Source organism: Amycolatopsis thermoflava N1165 (assembly GCF_000473265.1).
Lineage (GTDB): Bacteria > Actinomycetota > Actinomycetes > Mycobacteriales > Pseudonocardiaceae > Amycolatopsis_E > Amycolatopsis_E thermoflava.
The window spans coordinates 4,267,795-4,286,630 of sequence record NZ_KI421511.1; the positions used below are offsets into that span (position 1 = coordinate 4,267,795).

An 18,836-nucleotide genomic window follows, 5' to 3' on the forward strand; every position below is an offset into this window, starting at 1 on the left:
GCGTGGCGGGCCGCAACCCCTTGTCGTGGGTGAGCAGCGTGGCGGACTGGTTCGAGCAACGTGGCGTGTACGTGCCGGGCGAGGACAACCACACGGTCGACCCCTGGCGCGACTTCGGCTGGCTGATCGTCGCCTGGCTGGTCGGTTGCGGGACGTTCATCCTCTTCCTCGCGATGGCCGTGTGACCCGGCCGGGGTGAGCGCGATCACGGCTGGTGGCCCGCCGATCACGGATCGGCCACAGCCCGACACCAGGTCCGCGTCAACCCCGCGCCGTGACTCGCACCCGCCCGCGACTAGGGACAGAGTGGAGCGCGCCCGGCGGAAATACCTACCCCGAACGGACCAGCCGGCCGGGCAGCCGAAGATGTGAGGAAGTGGCCCCTGTGCGCACCCCGAGGCACGCGATGGCCGCTCTCGTCCTGGTGGCGGTGACCGCTTGCGGTGCGCCGGCGCAGGTCGAGGGCGGGTCGACGAGCACCGGCGGTGACGTCGCGATCCAGCAGGCGGTCCCCGCGCTGCACACGCTGGACTTCGGTGGCCAGTACCGGTTCGACGACGGGGTCGCGGTGTCGGTGTCCGCGCCGAAACCGTTCAAGCCCAGCAACAGCGCGTATCCGCGCAGCGACCGGGCGGTGGCGTTCGAGATCATCATCCGCAACGACGGCGACCAGCCGTACCGGCTGTCCGGGCTGAGCGTGTCGGCGACCGTCGGGGACGTCGCGTCGAAGCAGGTCGTGGACTCCACCCAGGGCTACAGCGGCATCGTCGACGCCGGCAAGGACGTGCAGCCCGGGCGCGACGTGCGCGTGAACCTGGCCTTCACCGCGCCACCGGAGCCGGCCGAGATGCGGCTGACGCTGCGCCCGACGGCGACCAGCCCGGTCATCGCCGTGTACTGCGGTCCGGCCTGACCGCCGCCCGGATACGCTCGGGGCATGACTGACCCGCAGCGGCTCACCGCCGGTGACAAGGCCCCCGACTTCACCCTTCCCGACAGCACGGGCAAGCAGGTCTCGCTGTCGGACTTCCGGGGCAGGCACGTCGTCGTCTACTTCTACCCGGCCGCGGGCACGCCGGGGTGCACCAAGCAGGCCTGCGACTTCCGGGACAACCTCGGTGACCTCGACGGCGCCGGGTACCAGGTGCTCGGCATCTCGCCGGACAAGCCGGAGAAGCTCGCGAAGTTCGCCGAAGCGGAGCAGCTGACGTTCCCGCTGCTGTCCGATCCGGACAAGACGGTGCTCACGGAGTGGGGCGCGTTCGGCGAGAAGAAGAACTACGGGCGCATCGTGCAGGGCGTGATCCGGTCGACGTTCGTGATCGACCCCGAGGGCACGATCGTGAAGGCGATGTACAACGTCCGGGCGACCGGCCACGTGGCCAAGCTGCTGAAGGACCTCAAGATCTCCGCCTGACCCCGCTTCCGGCGTGGGCGCAGTGCCGCCCGCGCCGGAACCGCGCTCACATCACCCGGCGGTAGGCCTCCACCAGCTGCTCCTCGGCGTCGTCGAGGTACGCGGCCAGCTGGCGCTCCGCCGTGAGGCCGTCGCCGGTGCGCAGCGTCTCCAGGATCTCCCGGTTGCGCTCCAGGTACGGCTCGTGGAACGGCTGCGGGTCGGCCATCACGTGGAACACCAGCCGCAGCTCGGCGAGCAGCCCGCGGACCAGCTCGTCGACCCGTGGGCTGCCGGCGAGCGTGATCAGCGCCTGGTGGAAGTGGATGTTCGCGGTGCCCAGCTCGCGCCAGGCCTGACGCTTCTTCGCGTCCTCCCCGTCGGCGACCGCGGCCTCGACGGCCTGCAGCTTGTCGCCCGGCGGGCTGGTGATCTCCCGCAGCACGGCGCACTGCACGAGCTTGCGCACCTTGTACAGGTCGATGACGTCCTCGACCGACAGGCGCCGCACGAAGACGCCCCGGTTCAGCTCGTGCACCAGCAGCTTCTCGTGGGTGAGCAGCCGGAACGCCTCCCGCAGGGTGTTCCGGGAGACGCCGAGCGCCCCGCCGATCGCCTCCTCGGAGAGCCGGCTGCCGGGCTCGAAGAAGCCCTCGGTGATGCGCCCCCGCAGGATGTCCGCCAGCCGTTCGGCCGTGCTGGTGCGGCCCAGCAACAGGCGGTCGGCTTCGAGCCCGGTGCTGAGGATCGAGCCCATGGACTCGGCGTCGGTGGTCACGCTGGGCCTCCGGTTTTTCAGGGGTCGGACCGTGTAACGGAAACTTAACCAGTCCATCGAAGGACGGTCCAACCTGCGACTTGTTCTACGAAAAGTCTATCCAGACGCTTCGAAGCGGTGTCGATGTTCCTCGAAAGTATTGACGGATCGTTCAACAATCCCTAACTTCATGACCTACCTCACTCCCCTTCGATGGATGGACACCGTGATGACCGCTTCGACTGAGCCCACGGACAAGCGCTCACTGCGCCGCGCGTTCGTGGCTAGCCTGTCCGGCACCACTCTGGAGTACTACGACTTCGCGGCCTACTCCGTGGCGGCCGCGACGCTGTTCGGCAAGCTGTTCTTCCCCTCGGGTGACAGCCTCGCCGGCACCATGGCGGCCTTCTCGACGTACGCCGTCGGTTACCTCGCCCGCCCGCTCGGTGGGTTCATCTTCGGCCGCCTCGGCGACAAGCTGGGCCGCAAGCAGGTCCTGGTGTTCACCCTCCTGCTGACCGGTATCGCCACCTTCCTCATCGGCGTCCTGCCCACCCACGCCGCGATCGGCGGCTGGGCCGCCGTGCTGCTCGTGGCGCTGCGGTTCGCGCAGGGTGTCGGTGTCGGTGGTGAATGGGGCGGCGCGGTACTGCTGTCCAGTGAGTTCGGCGATCCCAAGAAGCGCGGTTTCTGGGCCTCGGCAGCCCAGATCGGCCCGCCCGCGGGCAACCTGCTGGCCAACGGTGTGATCGCGCTGCTGGCCGCGGTGATGACCACCGCCGCGTTCGAGTCCTGGGGCTGGCGCATCGCGTTCCTGCTGTCCGGTGTCCTGGTGCTGTTCGGTCTGTGGCTGCGGATGAAGCTGGAGGAGACCCCGGTCTTCAAGAAGATCGCGGAGAGCGGCGAGAAGCCGAAGGCCCCGCTGAAGGAGGTCTTCACCCAGGAGCCGCGTGCCCTGATCGCCGGCATCCTGATCCGCATCTGCCCGGACGTCCTGTACTCGCTGTTCACGGTCTTCGTCCTCACCTACATGACCAGCGAGCTGGGCATGAGCCGCAGCCAGGGCCTGACCGCGGTCATGATCGGTTCGGCGTTCCAGCTGTTCCTGATGCCGGCCGCCGGTGCGCTCTCCGACCGCGTCAGCCGTCGCAAGCTCTACGCGATCGGCACCATCGCCGCCGGTGTCTGGCCGTTCCTGTTCTTCCCGCTGGCCGGCACCAAGTCCTACCTGGCGATCGCGGTCGGCATGGTCGTCGCGCTGGCGATCCACGCTCTGCTCTACGGCCCGCAGGCCGCGATGATCACCGAGCAGTTCTCCGAGCGCCTGCGTTACACGGGTAGCTCGCTGGCCTACACCCTCGCCGGTGTCGTCGGTGGCGCTGTCGCTCCGCTGATCTTCACCGCCCTGCTCGACGCGTACGACTCCTGGTTCGCCGTGGCGCTCTACGTCCTGGTGACCGCGATCGTCACCGGCATCGGTGTCGCCCTGAGCCGCCGGGCGCGCGAGGAGGAGCCGGTCGTCACCTCGGCCGACACGGTGGAAGTCGCACGATGAGCGCCCCCGCGACCACCGCCACCATCGACCTGAACTGCGACGTGGGCGAAGGGTTCGGCGCGTGGCGGATCGCCGATGACGAAGCCCTGCTGGACGTCGTGACCGGCGCCAACGTGGCCTGCGGCTTCCACGCCGGTGACCCCTCGACCATGCGGCACGTCTGCGAGGCGGCGGTGAAGCGCGGGGTCACCATCGGAGCCCACGTCGGGTACCGGGACCTGGCCGGGTTCGGCCGCCGGTTCCTCGACGTGGACCCCGTCGAACTGATCGACGAAATCCTCTACCAGCTGGGTGCGCTCGACGCACTGGCCGGCGCGTCGGGCGGCGAGATCGCCTACGTCAAGCCGCACGGCGCGCTGTACAACGCCATCGCCACGCACGAGAAGCAGGCGGGCGCGGTGGCCGAGGCGGTGTGGCAGTACGACCCGACGCTGCCCGTGCTCGGGCAGCCCGGGTCCCGGTGGCTGGCGCGTGCCGCCGAGGCCGGGCTGACCACCATCGCCGAGGCCTTCGCCGACCGCGGTTACTCGCCCGACGGGCGGCTCCTCCCCCGGCGCGAGCCGGGGGCGGTGCTGACCGACGCGGACGAGGTGGCGCGGCGGTGCGTCCGGCTGGTGCGGGACGGCGAGGTGGTGGCCGTGGACGGCACGGTCATCCCCCTCCAGGCGGGTTCGCTGTGCGTGCACAGCGACACCCCGGGCGCGGTGGAACTGGCCACCGCGGCCCGGGCCGCCCTGGTGTCGGCCGGGGTCGAGGTGCGGAGCTTCGCATGAACATCCGGCGATGCGGGGACCAGGCGCTGCTGGTCGACGTCGGGGACACCGGCGGGATCGACGCGGTGCTCGGCCTGTACTCCGCGCTGTCCGACCCTCGTCCCGACGGCGTGACGGAACTGGTGCCTGCGGCGCGCACCCTCCTGGTGCGCTTCGACCCGGCCGTGATCGGCACCGGTGAGCTGGTGGAGCTGCTGACGGGCACCGAACCGGTGCCCGCCCAGGCGATGCGCGGCGAACTGGTGGAAATCCCCGTGTACTACGACGGCGCCGACCTGGCCGAGGTCGGCAAGCACACCGGACTCGGCGCGGACGGCGTCGTCGAAATGCACACCGCCGCCGAGTACACGGTGGCGTTCGGCGGGTTCGCGCCCGGTTTCGGTTACCTGACCGGGCTGCACCCGAAACTGCACCTGCCGCGGCGGGCCACGCCGCGGACGCACGTGCCCGCCGGGGCGGTCGCCATCGCCGGTGAGTTCACCGGCATCTACCCGCGGTCCTCGCCGGGTGGCTGGCAGCTGGTCGGCCGGACCGAGGTCCCGCTGTGGGACCCGGCCCGCCGTCCGCCGGCCCTGCTGCGGCCCGGCACCCGCATCCGCTTCCGGGAGGTTCGATGATCGAGGTGGTGCGGCCGGGTCCGCTGACCACGGTGCAGGACCTGGGACGTCCCGGACTGGCCGCCCTGGGGGTCGGCCGGTCCGGGGCGGCCGACCGGCGGTCGGCCGCGCTGGCCAACCGGCTCGTCGGCAACCTCGACGGCGCCGCGGTGCTGGAAACCACGTTCGGCGGCCTGGTGCTGCGGTTCCGGCAGGTGGCGCGGGTCGTGGTGACCGGCGCGCCGTGCCCGATCCGGCGGGGCCGCCGCGGTGAGGCGATGAACGCGCCGTTCACCGTCTGGCCCGGCGAGGAGCTGACGCTGGGTGCGCCGACCTCGGGCCTGCGCACCTACGTCGCCGTGCGTGGCGGGATCGGCGTGGACAAGGTGCTGGAGTCCCGCTCGACCGACCTGCTGGCCGGGCTCGGCCCCGCCGCGCTGAGCGAGGGCGACGAGCTGCCGATCGGCGACGACGAGTGTGGCCCGCTGCCCTCGGTCGAGGTCGCGCCGGTGCCCGACCCGGCCGGGTTCGCGCTGACCGTGCGCGTGATGCCCGGCCCGCGGGACGACTGGTTCACCGCGGAGGCGCTGAAGACCTTCGCGACGGCGACCTACGAGGTGACCTCGGAGAGCAACCGCGTCGGCGTCCGGCTCACCGGCCCCGTCCTGGAGCGGGCCCGCGAGGGCGAGCTGCTCAGCGAGGGCATGGTGCCGGGCGCGATCCAGGTGCCGCCCTCGGGGCTGCCGCTGGTGTTCCTCGCCGACCACCCGGTGACCGGCGGATATCCGGTCATCGGTGTGGTGCTGACCGACGACCTGCCGGTGATGGCCCAGGCGCGGCCGGGCCAGACCGTGTCGTTCCGCCTCGTGTCCGCCGATCTCCCGGCGGCCGCCTGATCTCCCGGGAGCCATCCGGCAGGGTGGCTCCCGGGCTCCAACCTCAGCGCCCCGCCAGCTCCCGCAACGCAGGCAACAACGCCCGCAGGGCGCGGCCGCGGTGGGACGACGCGTCCTTCTCCGCCGGCTCCATCTCCGCCGACGTCCGGGTCTCCCCCTCCGGCACGAAGATCGGGTCGTAGCCGAACCCGTTGGCGCCCCGCGACTTCCGCGTCAGCCTGCCCCGCCACTCGCCGCGCACCACCGTCTCCTCGCCGCCCGGCAGCACCAGCGCGGCCGCGCACACGAAGGCCGCGCCACGGCGCTCGTCCGGGGTGTCGGTGAGCTGCGCGAGCACCAGGTCCAGGTTCGCCTGGTCGTCGCCGTGCCGTCCGGCCCAGCGGGCGGACAGCACGCCGGGCATCCCGTTCAGCGCGTCCACGGACAGGCCGGAGTCGTCCGCGATGGCGGGCAGGCCGGTGGCCGCGACGGCGTCCCTGGCCTTGGCGACCGCGTTCTCCTCGAAGGTCGCGCCCGTCTCCGGCGCCTCGGGGAACTCCGGCACGTCGGCGAGACCGACCACCTCCAGCCCCTGGATGCCCTCGGCCGCGAGAATCCGCCGCAGCTCGCCGAGCTTCTTGGCGTTGCGGGTGGCCAGCAGGACGCGGCTCACTTCGAGCCCTTCTTCTTGCCCGTGGCCGGCTCCGGCAGCTCGTACGGGTACGGCTCGGCCAGCGCCGCCGTCTGCAGCCGGGTCAGCTCCGCGCACCCGGTCTGCGCCAGGTCCAGCATCTTGTCCAAAGTGGAGCGCGTGAAGGTCGCGCCCTCGCCGGTGCCCTGCACCTCGATCAGCGTCCCGGCGTCGGTGGCGACGACGTTCATGTCGACCTCGGCTCGCGAGTCCTCCTCGTAGGGCAGGTCCAGGCGCACGCGCCCGTCCACCACACCGACGCTGACCGCGGACACCATCGCGGAAAGCGGTTGCGGATCAGCCAGCCGTCCGGCCGCCGCGAGCCAGGTGACCGCGTCGGCCAGCGCCACGTAGGCGCCGGTGATCGCGGCCGTGCGGGTGCCGCCGTCGGCCTGGATCACGTCGCAGTCGAGCTGGATCGTGTTCTCGCCGAGCGCGGCGAGGTCGATGCAGGCCCGCAGGGAGCGGCCGATCAGCCTGCTGATCTCGTGGGTCCGCCCGCCGATCCGGCCCTTGACCGACTCGCGGTCGCTGCGGTCGTGCGTGGCCGAGGGCAGCATGGCGTACTCGGCCGTCACCCAGCCGAGGCCCGATCCCGTCCGCCACCGCGGCACACCCTCGCTGACGCTCGCCGCGCAGAGCACCTTGGTGTTGCCGAACTCGATGAGCACCGAGCCGGCCGGCCACTGCTGGAATCCCCGCGTGATCTTCACGTCGCGGAGCTGGTCGTCGTTCCTGCCGTCTTTTCGCACCACGCGTGCAGCGTAGAACCCCGCTACTGTGCCTGTTCATGCGCGCCGCCTTCGCGACCCTGCTCGCCTGCCTGCTGTGCCTGACCGCCGCCCCGGCCACCGCGTCCACCACCACCTGCGCCGACACGCTGACCTGCACCACCGAGGACATCAACCGGATGACGATCGCGCAGCGCCTTCAGTTCGTGCGCGCGCTGTCGGCCGGTCCGGCGGCGGAGGTCGTCCCCGGTCACGCGCCGCGCTGGCGCAACATCGAGGGGGTGCTGGAGTTCTTCGCCGACCGCGGGCTGGGCGCGCCGGGCAGCTGGGTGTCCTATGTGGATGCCGGGATCCTGGAGGGCATCGAGCGGGGGATCGCGCTGGCCCGCGGGGACAGCACGGACACCTTCGGCAACCCCGGTGCGACCTTGTGGGCGAGCTACCTCACCCGCCTGCGTGACGGGAGGCTGACGGTCCGTTCCGCCCACGACCGCGCGTGGAGCGAGGCCGAGCAGGCCTCCACCGAGTACGGCGTCGCGCTGGCCGAGCGGGTGCACGGCATCGCCGCCACCCCGGTCGAGGAGCGCTTCTACCAGTTCTCCGAGTTCTACCGCTGGACGCTGCGCAGCCGCCCGATGCTGCTGGACCTGCTGACCCCGCCGGTCGGCCCGGGCGACCAGCGGCAGCTGACGTTCCTCGACTGGTTCACCGACGTCACCAACGACGTGCCCGCCCGCCGCGGCTCGCACCTGGCCTACGACCTCGCCGAGTTCGACGTGCCGGGCGGGACGCTGAACTTCCTGGCCCTGTTCGCCGCCTACGCCGACGCGCTGGCCGAGGACTACCTCCCGGTGTAATTCAGCGCATGTTGACAAACGCGTACCCGCGCGGAGAATTCATCGTAAGGTGAATTAGGGGGTGCGTGATGCGGCGCAGACTCTTCCAGGCCCTCGGGCTCGCGGCCGTCCTGGCGATCGTGGTCCTGACCCTGCGCGACCGCGTCCCCTCGCCAGGGGAGATCGGCTCCGCGCTCCGCCAGGCGGATGCACGCTGGCTGGCGGTGGCGGCGGCCGCCGAGTTCGTGTCGATGGGGATGTTCGCGCGCCAGCAACGGCGGCTGCTCACCGCGTTCGGCGTGACCCTGCAGCGCCGCCGGATCCTGGCCCTGTCCTACAGCCGGTCCGCCATCTCGATCAGCCTCCCCGCGGGTTCGGCGGTGTCCGCCGCCTACGCGTTCCAGCAGTTCCGGGCGGGCGGCGCGGACCGGAAGTCGGCGGCCGCGGTGATGGTGCTCTCCGGCGTGCTCTCGGCTCTGGGCCTGGCGCTGCTGTACGGGACCGGCGCCCTCGCCGCGATCCACCCGGCGGCCGGCGTGGTCCTCGTCGCGGTGTCGGTGCTGGTGGTCACCCTGATCCCCCGCCGCTTCGGCCCGGTGGCGCCCCGGCACTGGCTGCTCGCGCTGGCCGCGGCCACCGCGAACTGGCTCGGCGATCTCGTGTGCCTGATCGCGGCGGCCCGCGCCTTCGGCATCGGCCTCGGCGTGCTCGAACTGGCCACCCTCTACCTCGCGGTGCAGCTCGTGCGGCAGATCCCGCTCACGCCGGGCGGGATCGGCGTCATCGAGGTCAGCCTGCTTACCGGGCTGGTCTCGGCGGGCGCGGCGGAACCGGCCGCCGCCGCGGCGGTGCTCACCTACCGGCTGCTGTCCTGCTGGCTGATCATCCCGATCGGGCTGGCCTGCTGGGCGGCGCTGCGGCGGGCCTCAGAGGTCGTAGACCGCGCCGCGCTCGACGAGCGCCGCGCCGGGGAAGACCGCCCGCGCCTCGGCGAGGATGGCATCCCGGTCGCTCCAGGGCGCGACGTGCGTGATGAGCAGCCGCTCCACACCCGCGTCCCGCGCCAGCTCGCCCGCCTGCTTGCCGGACAGGTGCACGCCCGGCGGCCGGTCCTCCGCGTCGGTCCAGGACGCCTCGGCCAGCAGGACGTCGACATCGCGGACCAGGTCGGCGAGCGCGTCGCAGGGCCCGGTGTCGCCGGTGTAGGCGAGCGTGCGGCCGGCGTGCCGCACCCGTAACCCGAACGCCTCGGTCGGGTGGACCACCGGGATCGCGGTGACTTCGAACGGGCCGATCTTCACCGGCTCGCCGGACAGGGCGTGGAACTCGTAGACGTCGGACAGGTCGGTCTCGGCCAGCTCCGCCTCGTTCGGGGCGTAGGCCATCGCGAGCCGGACCGGCGCGTTCGCCGGGGCGTGCACCGGGAGACGGCGCGCGGTGGTGTCGTACGGCGGGGCCGGGTGGTAGCGGCGCAGCACGGTCAGCGCGCTGAAGTCCGCGCAGTGGTCCGGGTGCAGGTGCGACAACACGAGCGCGTCGAGGTCGAACGGGTCACGCCGCTGCTGCAGCTCGGCGAACACGCCGTTGCCGAACTCGAGACCGAGCAGGAAACCGTCCGCTTCGAGCAGGTAGCCGGACGCGGGCTGGCCAGGGCCGGGAACACTGCCCGAACAACCGAGGATCGTCAGTCGCACGGGACAACACCCTGCCAGCTCAGGCGCTGATCGGCGAGAGCACGCCGGGTGCGAATCCCATGAAACGCTGCGCGAGCCGGACGAACGGCTCCGGCGAGCCGGTCGCGATGAACTCGTGCTGGGGCGGCGTGTCCCGTTCGGCCAGCATGTCCTGTTCGGTGAGCACGCGGACGACGTCCTTCGCGGTCTCCTCGGCGCTGGACACGAGCGTCACGTCCGGCCCCATGACGATCTGCAGAACCCCGGTGAGCAGCGGATAGTGCGTGCAGCCGAGCACGAGCGTGTCGACCTCGGCGCGCAGCAGCGGTTCGAGGTACCCCTGCGCGAGGCCCAGCACCTGGCGGCCGGACGTGACACCGCGCTCGACGAAGTCGACGAACCGGGGGCACGCGACGCTGGTGACCGACACGTCGCGCGCCGCGGCGAAGGCGTCCTCGTAGGCGCGGGAGCGGATCGTGCCCTCGGTGCCGATCACGCCGATGCGACCGGTGTGGGTGGCGGCGACGGCCCGTCGCACGGCGGGCAGCACGACCTCGATCACCGGCACGTCGTAGCGCTCGCGCGCGTCCCGCAGGCACGCCGCGGACGCCGTGTTGCACGCGATGACCAGGGCCTTCACCCCGTCCGCGACGAGCTTGTCCAGCGCGGTCAGCGCGAGTTCCCGCGCGCGTGCGATGGGCAGCGGGCCGTACGGGTTGTGCGCGGTGTCCCCGACGTAGCGCAGCTGCTCGGACGGCAGCTGGTTCAGGATCGCGCGGGCGACCGTGAGGCCCCCGACTCCGGAATCGAACACACCGATCGGGGCCTCACGACTGCTCACGGCTTCGAGGGTACCGCCCGCTTCCGGCCGGCCCGCGCGGCGAACCAGGCCGCGAGGACCCCGCCGAGCGCGCCGAACAGGTGCGCCTGCCACGAGATGCCGGGCTGGCCGGGCAGCACGCCCCACAGCATCCCGCCCCATCCGATCAACAGCACCGCGGCGAGCGCGATCTGCCAGAACGCGCGGTTGAACAGCCCGCGGACCAGCAGGTAGGCCAGCCAGCCGAAGGCCAGCCCGGACGCGCCGATGGTGATCGTGCCCGGCTCCGAGGTGAGCCACACGCCGAGGCCGCTGACCAGCCAGATCGTGGCCGTCACGAGCGCCCACCGGGCGATCCCGCTCGCCATCGCGAGAAAGGCGAACACCATCACCGGCAGCGTGTTGGCCAGCAGGTGCGCCCAGCTGCCGTGCAGCAGCGGCGCCCACACCACGCCGTCCAGCCCGCCGAGCGAGCGCGGCGCGATGCCCTCCGCGTCGAGCCGGTTGTCCAGCACGACGTCGACGCCCTCGACGAGGTACAGCAGGGCGGTGAACGCCAGCACCACGAGCGCGGCGGTCATCGGCTTCGCCGGCAGGACGCGCTTCGCCTGGTCGGCCTGGGGTGCGGGCAGCGTGCTCATGACTCCACGGTACGAGCGCCGCGGGCCTGCGGAATCGGGTGAAAACCCTGAATTGACACCGGTATTACCTGGCAGAAACCGCGCTCCGGTTCGCTGGTCCCAGGTGACCACCACTGCCTGGAGGAACACGCGTGACGAGCATCTACGAACAGATCGGCGGGCAGGACGCGCTGATCGCCGTGGTCGACGACTTCTACGAGCGGGTGCTCGACGACGTCGAACTGGCGCCCTTCTTCACGGGCACGAACCTGCCGCGCCTGAAGGGCATGCAGGTCGAGTTCTTCGCCGCCGCGCTCGGCGGGCCCGACGAGTACCGGGGCCGGTCGATGAAGGACGTGCACCGCGGCCGCGGCATCGCCCAGCACCACTTCGACCTGGTCGCCAAGCACCTCACCGAGTCACTGCTGGCCGCGGGGGTACCGGAGGAGACCACGAACACGATCATCGGCGCGGTCGCCCCGCTGTCCGCCGACATCGTCTCGCCGAGCGCCTGAACAGCGAAAACGCCCCTCTCCCAGCCGGGGTGAGGGGCGTTTTCGCGCGTGGTCCTAGGCCCAGAGCTGCCCGTCGAGGCGCTCGGCGGCCTCGTCCAGCGTGCCGCTGTAGGCGCCGGTGGACAGGTACTTCCACCCGGCGTCGGCGACGATGAACGCGATGTCGGCCTTCTCGCCCTTCGCGGCGACCTTCTCGGCCGTGCCGAGCGCCGCGTGCAGCACCGCGCCCGTGGAGATGCCGGCGAAGATGCCCTCGTGCTCCAGCAGCTCACGCGTGCGGCGCAGCGCGTCGTAGGCGCCCACCGAGTAGCGGCCGTTGAGCACGTCCGGGTCGTACAGCTCCGGCACGAACCCCTCGTCGAGGTTGCGCAGCCCGTACACCAGCTCGCCGTAGCGCGGCTCGGCGGCGATGATCTGCACGTCCGGCTTCTGCTCGTGCAGGTACCGGCCGACGCCGACCAGCGTGCCCGTGGTGCCGAGGCCGCCGACGAAGTGGGTGATCGTCGGCAGGTCCTTCAGCAGCTCGGGCCCGGTCGTGCGGTAGTGCGCGTCCGGGTTGGCCGGGTTGCCGTACTGGTAGAGCATCACCCAGTCCGGGTTCTTCTCCGCCAGCTCCTTGGCGCGCCGCACGGCCTCGTTCGAGCCGCCCGCGGCCGGCGAGAACACGATCCGCGCGCCGTAGGCCTGCAGCAGCTGCTTGCGCTCGGCGGAGGTGTTCTCCGGCATCACGCACACCAGGCCGTAGCCCTTGAGCTTCGCGGCCATCGCCAGCGAGATGCCGGTGTTGCCCGAGGTCGGTTCGAGGATCGTCGAGCCCCGGCGCAGCCTGCCCTCGCGCTCGGCGGCCTCGATCATGGCCAGCGCGGGCCGGTCCTTGATCGAGCCGGTCGGATTGCGGTCCTCGAGCTTCGCCCACAGGCGCACGTCGTGCGTGGGGGACAGCCGGGGCAACCCCACCAGCGGCGTGCCGCCGAGGGCTTCGAGCAGCGATTCGTACCGGGCCATGGCCTAGCGGGCGCCGCCGGCCACCGCGGGCAGGATGGTGACCGTGTCGCCGTCCTTGACCTCGGCGTCCAGACCGCCGGCGAAGCGCACGTCCTCGTCGTTGACGTAGACGTTGACGAAGCGGTGGAGCTTGTCCTCCTTGACCAGGCGGGCCTTGAGACCGCCGTGGCGCGACTCGATGTCGTCGATCACCTCGGCCACGGTCTTGCCGGCCGCCTCGACCGACTTCTGACCACCCGTGTGCGTGCGCAGGATGGTGGGGATGGACACGGTCACGGCCATGGGTAACTACCTCCGCTTGGGTTTCTTCCAGGTCTGACGTCGGGCTGCCCGGCGTTATTCCGTGATCTCCACGGGCTCTTCGGTGACGACCCCGTCGACGATCCGGTACGACCGGAACTCGTGCGTCTCGGGGTCGCGGGTGGAGACCAGCACGTAGTGCGCGTCGGGCTCGGAGGCGTAGGACACGTCGGTGCGTGACGGGTAGGCCTCGGTCGCGGTGTGCGAGTGGTAGATCACGACCGGGACCTCGTCGTTCGCGTCCATCTCGCGGTAGAGCTTGAGCAGGTCACCGGAGTCGAACTCGTAGAACGTCGGCGAGCGCGCCGCGTTCAGCATGGGGATGAACCGCTCGGGGCGGTCGGAGCCCTCGGGCCCGGCGATCACGCCGCACGCCTCGTCCGGGTGGTCCCGGCGAGCGTGGGCGACGATCTCGTCGACGAGTTCACGGCGGATCCGAAGCACGACGGACATCTTACGTGCCGGACACCGGGGGTTCACAGAGTGAGACTGCGCACGCCTGCGCCAGCGCGGCCTGCGTGTAGTGCAACCAGAAGAGCCGGACCTCGTTCTCGGTGACCGGCAGCCGGGTCCAGGCGCCGACCGTCCACCGCGGTTTGCGCACGTACAGGGCGGGGGCGTGGGCGACCATGGTGAACCAGGCCCGCAGCCAGGCGCGGTCCAGGGTGAACACCGTCTGCCCCCGGTAGTTGAGCACCACCGCGCGCACCGCCGCGGTCACGCTCTCCCGCATCGCCGCGCCGTGCCGCTCGCGGAACGCCTTGCTGTCGCGGATGAGCTGGTAGGCGTCCGGGAACAGGTCCTCGTCCCGCAGCCGCCGCCTGCCCCGGTAGCCGGTCTCCAGCGCGGTCAGCAGATCACGGCCGATCGCGTACAGGCACTCGGCGACGTTGGGTGACATCTCGACCAGGACGTGCCCGCCCTCCCCCGGCACGGCGTTCAGGAAGTCCACCTCAGCGCCCCTGCAGCGTCGCGTGCAGGCCGAGCACCTGGAGGTGGGCGACCAGTTCCTCGGCCTGCTCCCGCCCGGCGCACCGGGTCAGTTCCGCGCGCCCGTGCTCGATGACGTCTTCCACGAGTTCGAGTCCACGCTCGAACGGCAGGCCGAAGACCTCGTGGATCGCATAGGCGATCGACGGGGAGGAGTTCATGTGGTCGTGCACCACGACCGCCCAGGCCCGCTCTGCGCTCACGGCCATCAGATCGCTCCGTGACCAGCCGCGTTACTCGAACGCTTCCGGCCACACGTCCCGGTACGCGGGCACGCCCGCCACGCCCACCGCGCTCACCAGCCCGTGCACGCACGCCCGCGCGAAGACCCGCGCCGCCGCCGCGCACAGCTCGTCCAGTGCTGCCGCGCGTGTGGTCACGCCGAAGGGGCCTTCGGCCGCCGGCAGGTCCCGCGCGCCCGTGGCCAGCGCGAACACCGTGTCGCCGTCGAACATCGAGTGCGCCGGGCGCACCGCGCGGGCCAGGCCGTCCTGCGCCGCCACCGCCAGGCGGCGGCACTCGGCCTTCGACAGGTCCGCGTCGACCGCCACCACGCCGATCGTCGTGTTCAGGTCCGTCTCCCGGCCGGGCACCGACGCCGCCCGGTCCGGCCAGCGCACCCCGAACTCGCCCGCCACCTCGTGGTCCGCCGCGTACGGGCGGCCGCTGTCGAACGACACCGCCTCGCCGCGCGCGTTGACCACCGCGAGCGCCCCGACCACGAAGTCGCCTACGCGCTCGCTCGCCGTGCCGGTCCCGCCCTTCAGCGAGCCGACCGCCGCCCCCGCGCCCGCGCCGACGCAGCCCTGCTCGACCGCGGTGCCCGCCGCCTCGCAGGCGGCGTACCCGAACGAGGCGTCCGGCCGGTTGCCCCAATCCGACCGCGGCAGGTCGAAGATCACCGCGCCGGGCACGATCGGCACCACCTCGTGCGGCTCGACGCCGACCTGGAACCCGCGGTCCCGTTCGGCCAGCCACCGCATGACCCCGTCCGCGGCCGCCAGCCCGTAGGCGCTGCCGCCGGACAGGCAGATCCCGTCGACGTACCGGACCAGGTTCTCCGGCTCCAGCAGGTTCGTCTCACGCGTGCCGGGCGCGCCGCCGCGCTGGTCGACCGCGCCCGTCGTGCCCGGCGGCGCGAGCACGACCGTCGTGCCGGTCGCCCAGCCGTCCCCGATCCGGTGGTGGTGCCCGACCAGCACCCCCGGCACGTCCGTGATCACGCCGTCAGTGCCTGGACCAGGCTTTCCTGCACCCAGGTCAGCCAGTGGTAGACGCCGAGGTGGGGCGAGCGCGGATCGTCCTCCGGCAGCTCGTCGGGCATGTCCTCGGTGACGTCGAGCGCGGTGCCCAGCGCCAGCCGGACGTCGTTGAGCGCGGACAGCCACGCGTCGGCCTGCTCGTAGGTCAGCCTCACGTCGCCGCCGTCGCGCGGCAGGGTCTCCATGACCACCGCGGCCACGCCGACCTTCGCGTCGACCAGCTCGGGCTCGTGCAGCGACCGCAGCGCGCTCGCCGAGTCCAGGACCTCCTGGCTCGGCGTGTCCGGGTCGATCTTGTGGTAGTCCGGCAGCAGGCGGGACAGCACCGGGTCGTCCGGCGACTGCGACGGGCCGGTGCGGATGCCGGTCAGCTCGGCCAGCGGGTCCTGCGGCGCCTCCTCGGCGCGCGCCCGCAGCATGTCCTCGAGCTGGCTCACCAGGCCGCGCAGCACCGCGGCCTCCTGCTGCTCGAACCCGGCGTGCACGCGGCCGCCCTTGCGCTGCCAGCCCCTCACGAAGTGTGCTCCATCGTCGCCCACAGTCCCGCGGCGTGCAGTTTCGTCACGTCCGCCTCGACCTTCTCCTTCGTGCCCGAGGACACCACCGCGCGCCCCTTGTGGTGCACGTCCAGCATCAGCTTGGTGGCATGGTCGCGGCTGTAGCCGAACAGCTTCTGGAAGACGTACGTCACGTACGACATCAGGTTCACCGGGTCGTTCCAGACGATCGTCTGCCACGGCTGGTCTTCGGCGCCTGCCTCGGTGCCGAGTGGTTCAACCTGCGTCTGTTCGGATGCGACAGGCGTGGTCATGCGCCCCATGGTGTCACGGAACCGGCACTGCGTGGACCGGTGGTGGGTCTGTTCGGGTGATTCGGCCGAACGCGCAAGTACCTCATAGTCTGATCCCATGGGTTTCCCCGAGACGCACGGCAGCACGGCCCTGCTGACCGACCACTACGAGCTCACCATGCTGGGCAGCGCCCTCGCCGACGGCACCGGCGACCGCCAGTGTGTGTTCGAGGTCTTCGCCCGCCGCCTGCCAGCCGGGCGGCGCTACGGCGTGGTCGCCGGCACCGGCCGCGTGCTGGAGGCGATCGCCGACTTCCGGTTCACCGACACCGAGATCGACCAGCTCGCCGCCACCGCCGTGGTCGACGACGAGACGCTGTCCTGGCTGGCGAACTACCGGTTCGGCGGCGACGTCGACGGCTACCCCGAGGGCGAGCTGTACTTCCCGGGCTCGCCGATCCTCACCGTTCGGGGGACCTTCGCCGAGGCGGTCCTGCTGGAGACCGTCGCGCTGTCCATCCTCAACCACGACAGCGCGATCGCCTCCGCGGCCGCCCGCATGTCCTCGGCCGCGCACGGCAGGCCGATCATCGAGATGGGCGGCCGCCGCACGCACGAGATGGCCGCGGTCGCCGCCGCGCGCGCCGCCTACATCGGCGGGTTCGCCACCACGTCGAACCTGGAGGCCGGGCGCCGCTACGGCATCCCGACCCGCGGCACGGTGGCGCACGCGTTCATGCTGCTGCACGACAGCGAAGAGGACGCCTTCCGCGCCCAGGTCGAGAAGATGGGCACCGACACCACCCTCCTGGTCGACACCTACGACATCACCCGCGGCATCGAGACCGCGGTGCGCGTGGCGGGCCCGGAGCTGGGCGCGATCCGCATCGACTCCGGCGACGTGGGCGTGCTGGCCCGCAAGGCGCGCGAGCAGCTCGACTCGCTCGGCGCGAAGGACACCCGGATCGTGGTGTCCGGCGACCTCGACGAGCACGCGATCGCCGCCCTGCGCGCCGAGCCGGTCGACGCCTACGGCGTCGGCACGTCGGTGGTCACCGGGTCCGGCGCGCCGACCGCCGGGATGGTCTACAAGCTGGTCGAGGTCGACGGCCGCCCGGTCGCCAAGCGCAGCGAGAACAAGGCCTCGCGCGGTGGGGAGAAGTCCGCGCTGCGCCGCCACAAGCCGACCGGGACGGCGCTGGAGGAGGTCGTGTACGCGGCCGGTCAGCGCCCCGAGGCCGGGGAGAACGACCGCGAGCTGCCGATCCCGCTGGTGCGCGGCGGCAAGCCGGTCGACGGCCTGCCCACGCTGGAGGACAGCCGCCAGCGGCTGCGCGAGGGCCTGGTCAGCCTGCCGTGGGAGGGCCTCAAGCTCTCCAGCGGCGAACCCGCGATCCCCACCGTCTTCCCTCAGGAGGCGTGATGAGCAGGGCACTGATCGTCGTCGACGTGCAGAACGACTTCTGCGAAGGCGGCGCACTCGCCGTCACCGGCGGGGCCGAGGTGGCCGCGAAGATCACCGAGCACCTCGCGCGCGGTGGTTATTCGGCGGTCGCCGCGACCCGCGACTACCACATCGACCCGGGCGCCCACTTCAGCGAGAACCCGGACTACGTGCGGTCGTGGCCGCGGCACTGCGCGGCCGGGACTCCGGGCGCGTCGTTCCACCCGGCGCTCGACGTCGGGCCGATCACCGCGGTGTTCTCGAAGGGCCAGTACAGCGACGGCTACTCGGGGTTCGAGGGCCACACCGACGCCGGCGAGAAGCTCGTCGACTGGTTGCGCGAGCGGCAGATCACCGACGTCGACCTGGTGGGCATCGCGACGGACCACTGCGTGCGGGCGAGCGCGCTGGACGCGGCGGCGGCCGGGTTCTCGGTGCGGGTCCTGCTGGACCTCACCGCCGGCGTGGCGCGCGAGACCGTGGACAAGGCGCTGGAACAGCTGCGGGCCGCGGACGTGGATCTCGTGGGCACCCCGCGGGTCGGCTGATGCGCACCGTCCTGCGCAAGCACAACAACCGCTTCCGGGAGCGGCTGGCGACCGGCCGCATGGTGGCGATCCTGCGCGCGGACGACCCGTCCTGGTTCGCCGACGCGGGCCAGGTCCTCTACGAGGCGGGGCTCGGTGTGCTGGAGGTCGACCTGGCGACGCCGGGCGCGCTGGACGCGATCGGCGTGCTGCAGGCCGAACTGGGTCAGGACGCGCTGATCGGCGCCGGCGGGGTGCGCACGGTGGCCGCGGTGGACCGGTGCGCCGCCGCGGGCGTGGACTTCATCGCGACGACGGTCTTTTCGCCGGACGTGCTGTGGCGGGCGCAGGAGTACGCGCTGCCGATCGTGTGCGGCGCGCTCACGCCCACCGAGGTGGACGCGGCCTGGCGCTACGGCCCGGCCGCGGTGAAGCTCCACCCGGCGGCCACCGCCGGCGGGGCGCGGTACCTGGAGGAGGTCCAGGCCGCGCTGCCGGAGGTGCCGCTGGTGCCCGCGGGCGGGGTGGAACTGTCCGATGTGGACGCCTACCTGGCCGCGGGCGCCCTCGCGGTCGGCGTCGGATCCCCCCTGTTCGGCGACGCCCTGGACGGCGGCCGCCTCGACGAGCTGGGCAACCGCGCGTCCCGGCTGGCGGCCACCGCGGGCCGCTACGCCTGA

At 72.1% G+C, this 18,836-nt stretch carries 26 protein-coding genes and 1 pseudogene; 13 read left to right on the forward strand and 14 right to left on the reverse strand.

The annotated features are described in order from the left end of the window. Positions 1–2: 2 nt before the first annotated feature. The 3 genes from AMYTH_RS45380 to bcp all read left to right on the forward strand — a co-directional run bounded on the left by AMYTH_RS45380 (position 3) and on the right by bcp (position 1,417). Positions 3–185 (forward strand): hypothetical protein, encoded by a 183-nt coding sequence (locus tag AMYTH_RS45380; protein ID WP_017987385.1) that lies wholly within the window; start codon positions 3–5, stop codon positions 183–185. A 191-nt stretch (positions 186–376) separates the two neighbouring features. Then, entirely contained in the window at positions 377–913 is a 537-nt protein-coding gene (locus AMYTH_RS0121025; RefSeq protein WP_027931976.1) for a hypothetical protein, read from the forward strand. 24 nt (positions 914–937) lie between these two features. Next, positions 938–1,417 carry a thioredoxin-dependent thiol peroxidase gene (gene bcp, locus AMYTH_RS0121030; RefSeq protein ID WP_027931977.1) on the forward strand — a complete coding sequence of 160 codons (480 nt, stop codon included), beginning with the start codon at positions 938–940 and terminating at the stop codon, positions 1,415–1,417. 46 nt (positions 1,418–1,463) lie between these two features. Here bcp and AMYTH_RS0121035 read toward each other — a convergent pair whose 3' ends face one another. Continuing rightward, complete coding sequence (locus tag AMYTH_RS0121035; protein WP_027931978.1) at positions 1,464–2,153, reverse strand: GntR family transcriptional regulator; 690 nt, start codon at positions 2,151–2,153, stop codon at positions 1,464–1,466. 217 nt (positions 2,154–2,370) lie between these two features. Between AMYTH_RS0121035 and AMYTH_RS0121040 the strand changes: the two genes are divergently transcribed. From AMYTH_RS0121040 to AMYTH_RS0121055, 4 genes are read left to right on the forward strand one after another with little or no spacing between them, the layout of a single operon-like run. Next, the gene (locus AMYTH_RS0121040; RefSeq protein ID WP_027931979.1) at positions 2,371–3,708 is read left to right on the forward strand and encodes an MFS transporter; all 1,338 of its coding nucleotides are present in this window, start codon (positions 2,371–2,373) and stop codon (positions 3,706–3,708) included. Next, complete coding sequence (locus AMYTH_RS0121045; protein WP_020422448.1) at positions 3,705–4,481, forward strand: LamB/YcsF family protein; 777 nt, start codon at positions 3,705–3,707, stop codon at positions 4,479–4,481. The genes AMYTH_RS0121040 and AMYTH_RS0121045 overlap by 4 nt, the downstream gene beginning before the upstream one ends. After that, the gene (pxpB, locus tag AMYTH_RS0121050; RefSeq protein ID WP_027931980.1) at positions 4,478–5,098 is read left to right on the forward strand and encodes a 5-oxoprolinase subunit PxpB; all 621 of its coding nucleotides are present in this window, start codon (positions 4,478–4,480) and stop codon (positions 5,096–5,098) included. The genes AMYTH_RS0121045 and pxpB overlap by 4 nt, the downstream gene beginning before the upstream one ends. Then, positions 5,095–5,973, forward strand: a complete 879-nt coding sequence (locus AMYTH_RS0121055) for a 5-oxoprolinase subunit C family protein (RefSeq protein ID WP_027931981.1) — start codon at positions 5,095–5,097, stop codon at positions 5,971–5,973. The genes pxpB and AMYTH_RS0121055 overlap by 4 nt, the downstream gene beginning before the upstream one ends. Positions 5,974–6,016: 43 nt before the next feature. Here the strand turns inward: AMYTH_RS0121055 and rdgB are convergent, their stop codons facing one another. Next, a complete protein-coding gene (gene rdgB / locus AMYTH_RS0121060; RefSeq protein WP_027931982.1) occupies positions 6,017–6,625 on the reverse strand; it encodes an RdgB/HAM1 family non-canonical purine NTP pyrophosphatase in 609 nt (202 codons plus the stop codon). Continuing rightward, positions 6,622–7,398, reverse strand: a complete 777-nt coding sequence (gene rph, locus AMYTH_RS0121065; protein ID WP_027931983.1) for a ribonuclease PH — start codon at positions 7,396–7,398, stop codon at positions 6,622–6,624. Before rph ends, rdgB begins: the two co-directional genes overlap by 4 nt. A 35-nt stretch (positions 7,399–7,433) precedes the next feature. Here rph and AMYTH_RS0121070 point away from each other — a divergent pair, with 35 nt between their 5' ends. After that, positions 7,434–8,231 (forward strand): hypothetical protein, encoded by a 798-nt coding sequence (locus tag AMYTH_RS0121070; RefSeq protein ID WP_027931984.1) that lies wholly within the window; start codon positions 7,434–7,436, stop codon positions 8,229–8,231. A 428-nt stretch (positions 8,232–8,659) separates the two neighbouring features. Then, positions 8,660–9,109: pseudogene (locus AMYTH_RS50410) on the forward strand (flippase-like domain-containing protein); the annotation flags it as partial. A gap of 27 nt (positions 9,110–9,136) precedes the next feature. Here AMYTH_RS50410 and AMYTH_RS47995 read toward each other — a convergent pair. Genes AMYTH_RS47995 through AMYTH_RS0121090 form a run of 3 tightly spaced genes read right to left on the reverse strand, consistent with a single transcriptional unit; the run spans position 9,137 to position 11,344 of the window. Then, positions 9,137–9,904: an MBL fold metallo-hydrolase gene (locus AMYTH_RS47995; protein ID WP_084022644.1), complete on the reverse strand. Its 768-nt coding sequence runs from the start codon at positions 9,902–9,904 to the stop codon at positions 9,137–9,139. Between the two features lie 19 nt (positions 9,905–9,923). After that, positions 9,924–10,724 carry a glutamate racemase gene (murI, locus tag AMYTH_RS0121085; RefSeq protein ID WP_027931987.1) on the reverse strand — a complete coding sequence of 267 codons (801 nt, stop codon included), beginning with the start codon at positions 10,722–10,724 and terminating at the stop codon, positions 9,924–9,926. Further along, positions 10,721–11,344 carry a rhomboid family intramembrane serine protease gene (locus AMYTH_RS0121090; protein ID WP_027931988.1) on the reverse strand — a complete coding sequence of 208 codons (624 nt, stop codon included), beginning with the start codon at positions 11,342–11,344 and terminating at the stop codon, positions 10,721–10,723. Before AMYTH_RS0121090 ends, murI begins: the two co-directional genes overlap by 4 nt. Before the next feature lie 131 nt (positions 11,345–11,475). On the opposite strand from AMYTH_RS0121090, the gene AMYTH_RS0121095 reads away from it, so the two are divergent. Then, positions 11,476–11,838, forward strand: a complete 363-nt coding sequence (locus tag AMYTH_RS0121095; protein ID WP_017987370.1) for a group I truncated hemoglobin — start codon at positions 11,476–11,478, stop codon at positions 11,836–11,838. A gap of 54 nt (positions 11,839–11,892) precedes the next feature. Here the strand turns inward: AMYTH_RS0121095 and AMYTH_RS0121100 are convergent, their stop codons facing one another. From AMYTH_RS0121100 to clpS, 8 genes are read right to left on the reverse strand one after another with little or no spacing between them, the layout of a single operon-like run. Beyond that, on the reverse strand, positions 11,893–12,843 hold the full coding sequence (locus AMYTH_RS0121100) for a PLP-dependent cysteine synthase family protein (RefSeq protein WP_017987369.1): 951 nt from the start codon (positions 12,841–12,843) through the stop codon (positions 11,893–11,895). Between the two features lie 3 nt (positions 12,844–12,846). Beyond that, the gene (locus tag AMYTH_RS0121105; RefSeq protein WP_017987368.1) at positions 12,847–13,125 is read right to left on the reverse strand and encodes a MoaD/ThiS family protein; all 279 of its coding nucleotides are present in this window, start codon (positions 13,123–13,125) and stop codon (positions 12,847–12,849) included. A 54-nt stretch (positions 13,126–13,179) separates the two neighbouring features. Then, positions 13,180–13,596, reverse strand: a complete 417-nt coding sequence (locus AMYTH_RS0121110) for a M67 family metallopeptidase (protein ID WP_017987367.1) — start codon at positions 13,594–13,596, stop codon at positions 13,180–13,182. A 1-nt stretch (position 13,597) separates the two neighbouring features. Continuing rightward, on the reverse strand, positions 13,598–14,095 hold the full coding sequence (locus AMYTH_RS0121115; RefSeq protein WP_027931989.1) for a hypothetical protein: 498 nt from the start codon (positions 14,093–14,095) through the stop codon (positions 13,598–13,600). Between the two features lies 1 nt (position 14,096). Further along, a complete protein-coding gene (locus AMYTH_RS0121120; protein WP_027931990.1) occupies positions 14,097–14,342 on the reverse strand; it encodes a hypothetical protein in 246 nt (81 codons plus the stop codon). Between the two features lie 24 nt (positions 14,343–14,366). Continuing rightward, positions 14,367–15,356, reverse strand: coding sequence for a P1 family peptidase (locus AMYTH_RS0121125; protein WP_027931991.1), 990 nt, complete (start codon positions 15,354–15,356; stop codon positions 14,367–14,369). Next, the gene (locus AMYTH_RS0121130; RefSeq protein ID WP_027931992.1) at positions 15,353–15,910 is read right to left on the reverse strand and encodes a DUF2017 domain-containing protein; all 558 of its coding nucleotides are present in this window, start codon (positions 15,908–15,910) and stop codon (positions 15,353–15,355) included. The genes AMYTH_RS0121125 and AMYTH_RS0121130 overlap by 4 nt, the downstream gene beginning before the upstream one ends. Next, on the reverse strand, positions 15,907–16,206 hold the full coding sequence (gene clpS / locus AMYTH_RS0121135) for an ATP-dependent Clp protease adapter ClpS (protein WP_017987362.1): 300 nt from the start codon (positions 16,204–16,206) through the stop codon (positions 15,907–15,909). The genes AMYTH_RS0121130 and clpS overlap by 4 nt, the downstream gene beginning before the upstream one ends. Before the next feature lie 97 nt (positions 16,207–16,303). Between clpS and AMYTH_RS0121140 the strand changes: the two genes are divergently transcribed. The 3 genes from AMYTH_RS0121140 to AMYTH_RS0121150 are packed head-to-tail and all read left to right on the forward strand — an operon-like array spanning position 16,304 to position 18,836. Next, positions 16,304–17,608, forward strand: coding sequence for a nicotinate phosphoribosyltransferase (locus AMYTH_RS0121140; protein ID WP_027931993.1), 1,305 nt, complete (start codon positions 16,304–16,306; stop codon positions 17,606–17,608). Next, complete coding sequence (locus tag AMYTH_RS0121145) at positions 17,608–18,177, forward strand: isochorismatase family protein (RefSeq protein WP_027931994.1); 570 nt, start codon at positions 17,608–17,610, stop codon at positions 18,175–18,177. The genes AMYTH_RS0121140 and AMYTH_RS0121145 overlap by 1 nt, the downstream gene beginning before the upstream one ends. After that, complete coding sequence (locus tag AMYTH_RS0121150; protein ID WP_037322628.1) at positions 18,177–18,836, forward strand: bifunctional 4-hydroxy-2-oxoglutarate aldolase/2-dehydro-3-deoxy-phosphogluconate aldolase; 660 nt, start codon at positions 18,177–18,179, stop codon at positions 18,834–18,836. Before AMYTH_RS0121145 ends, AMYTH_RS0121150 begins: the two co-directional genes overlap by 1 nt.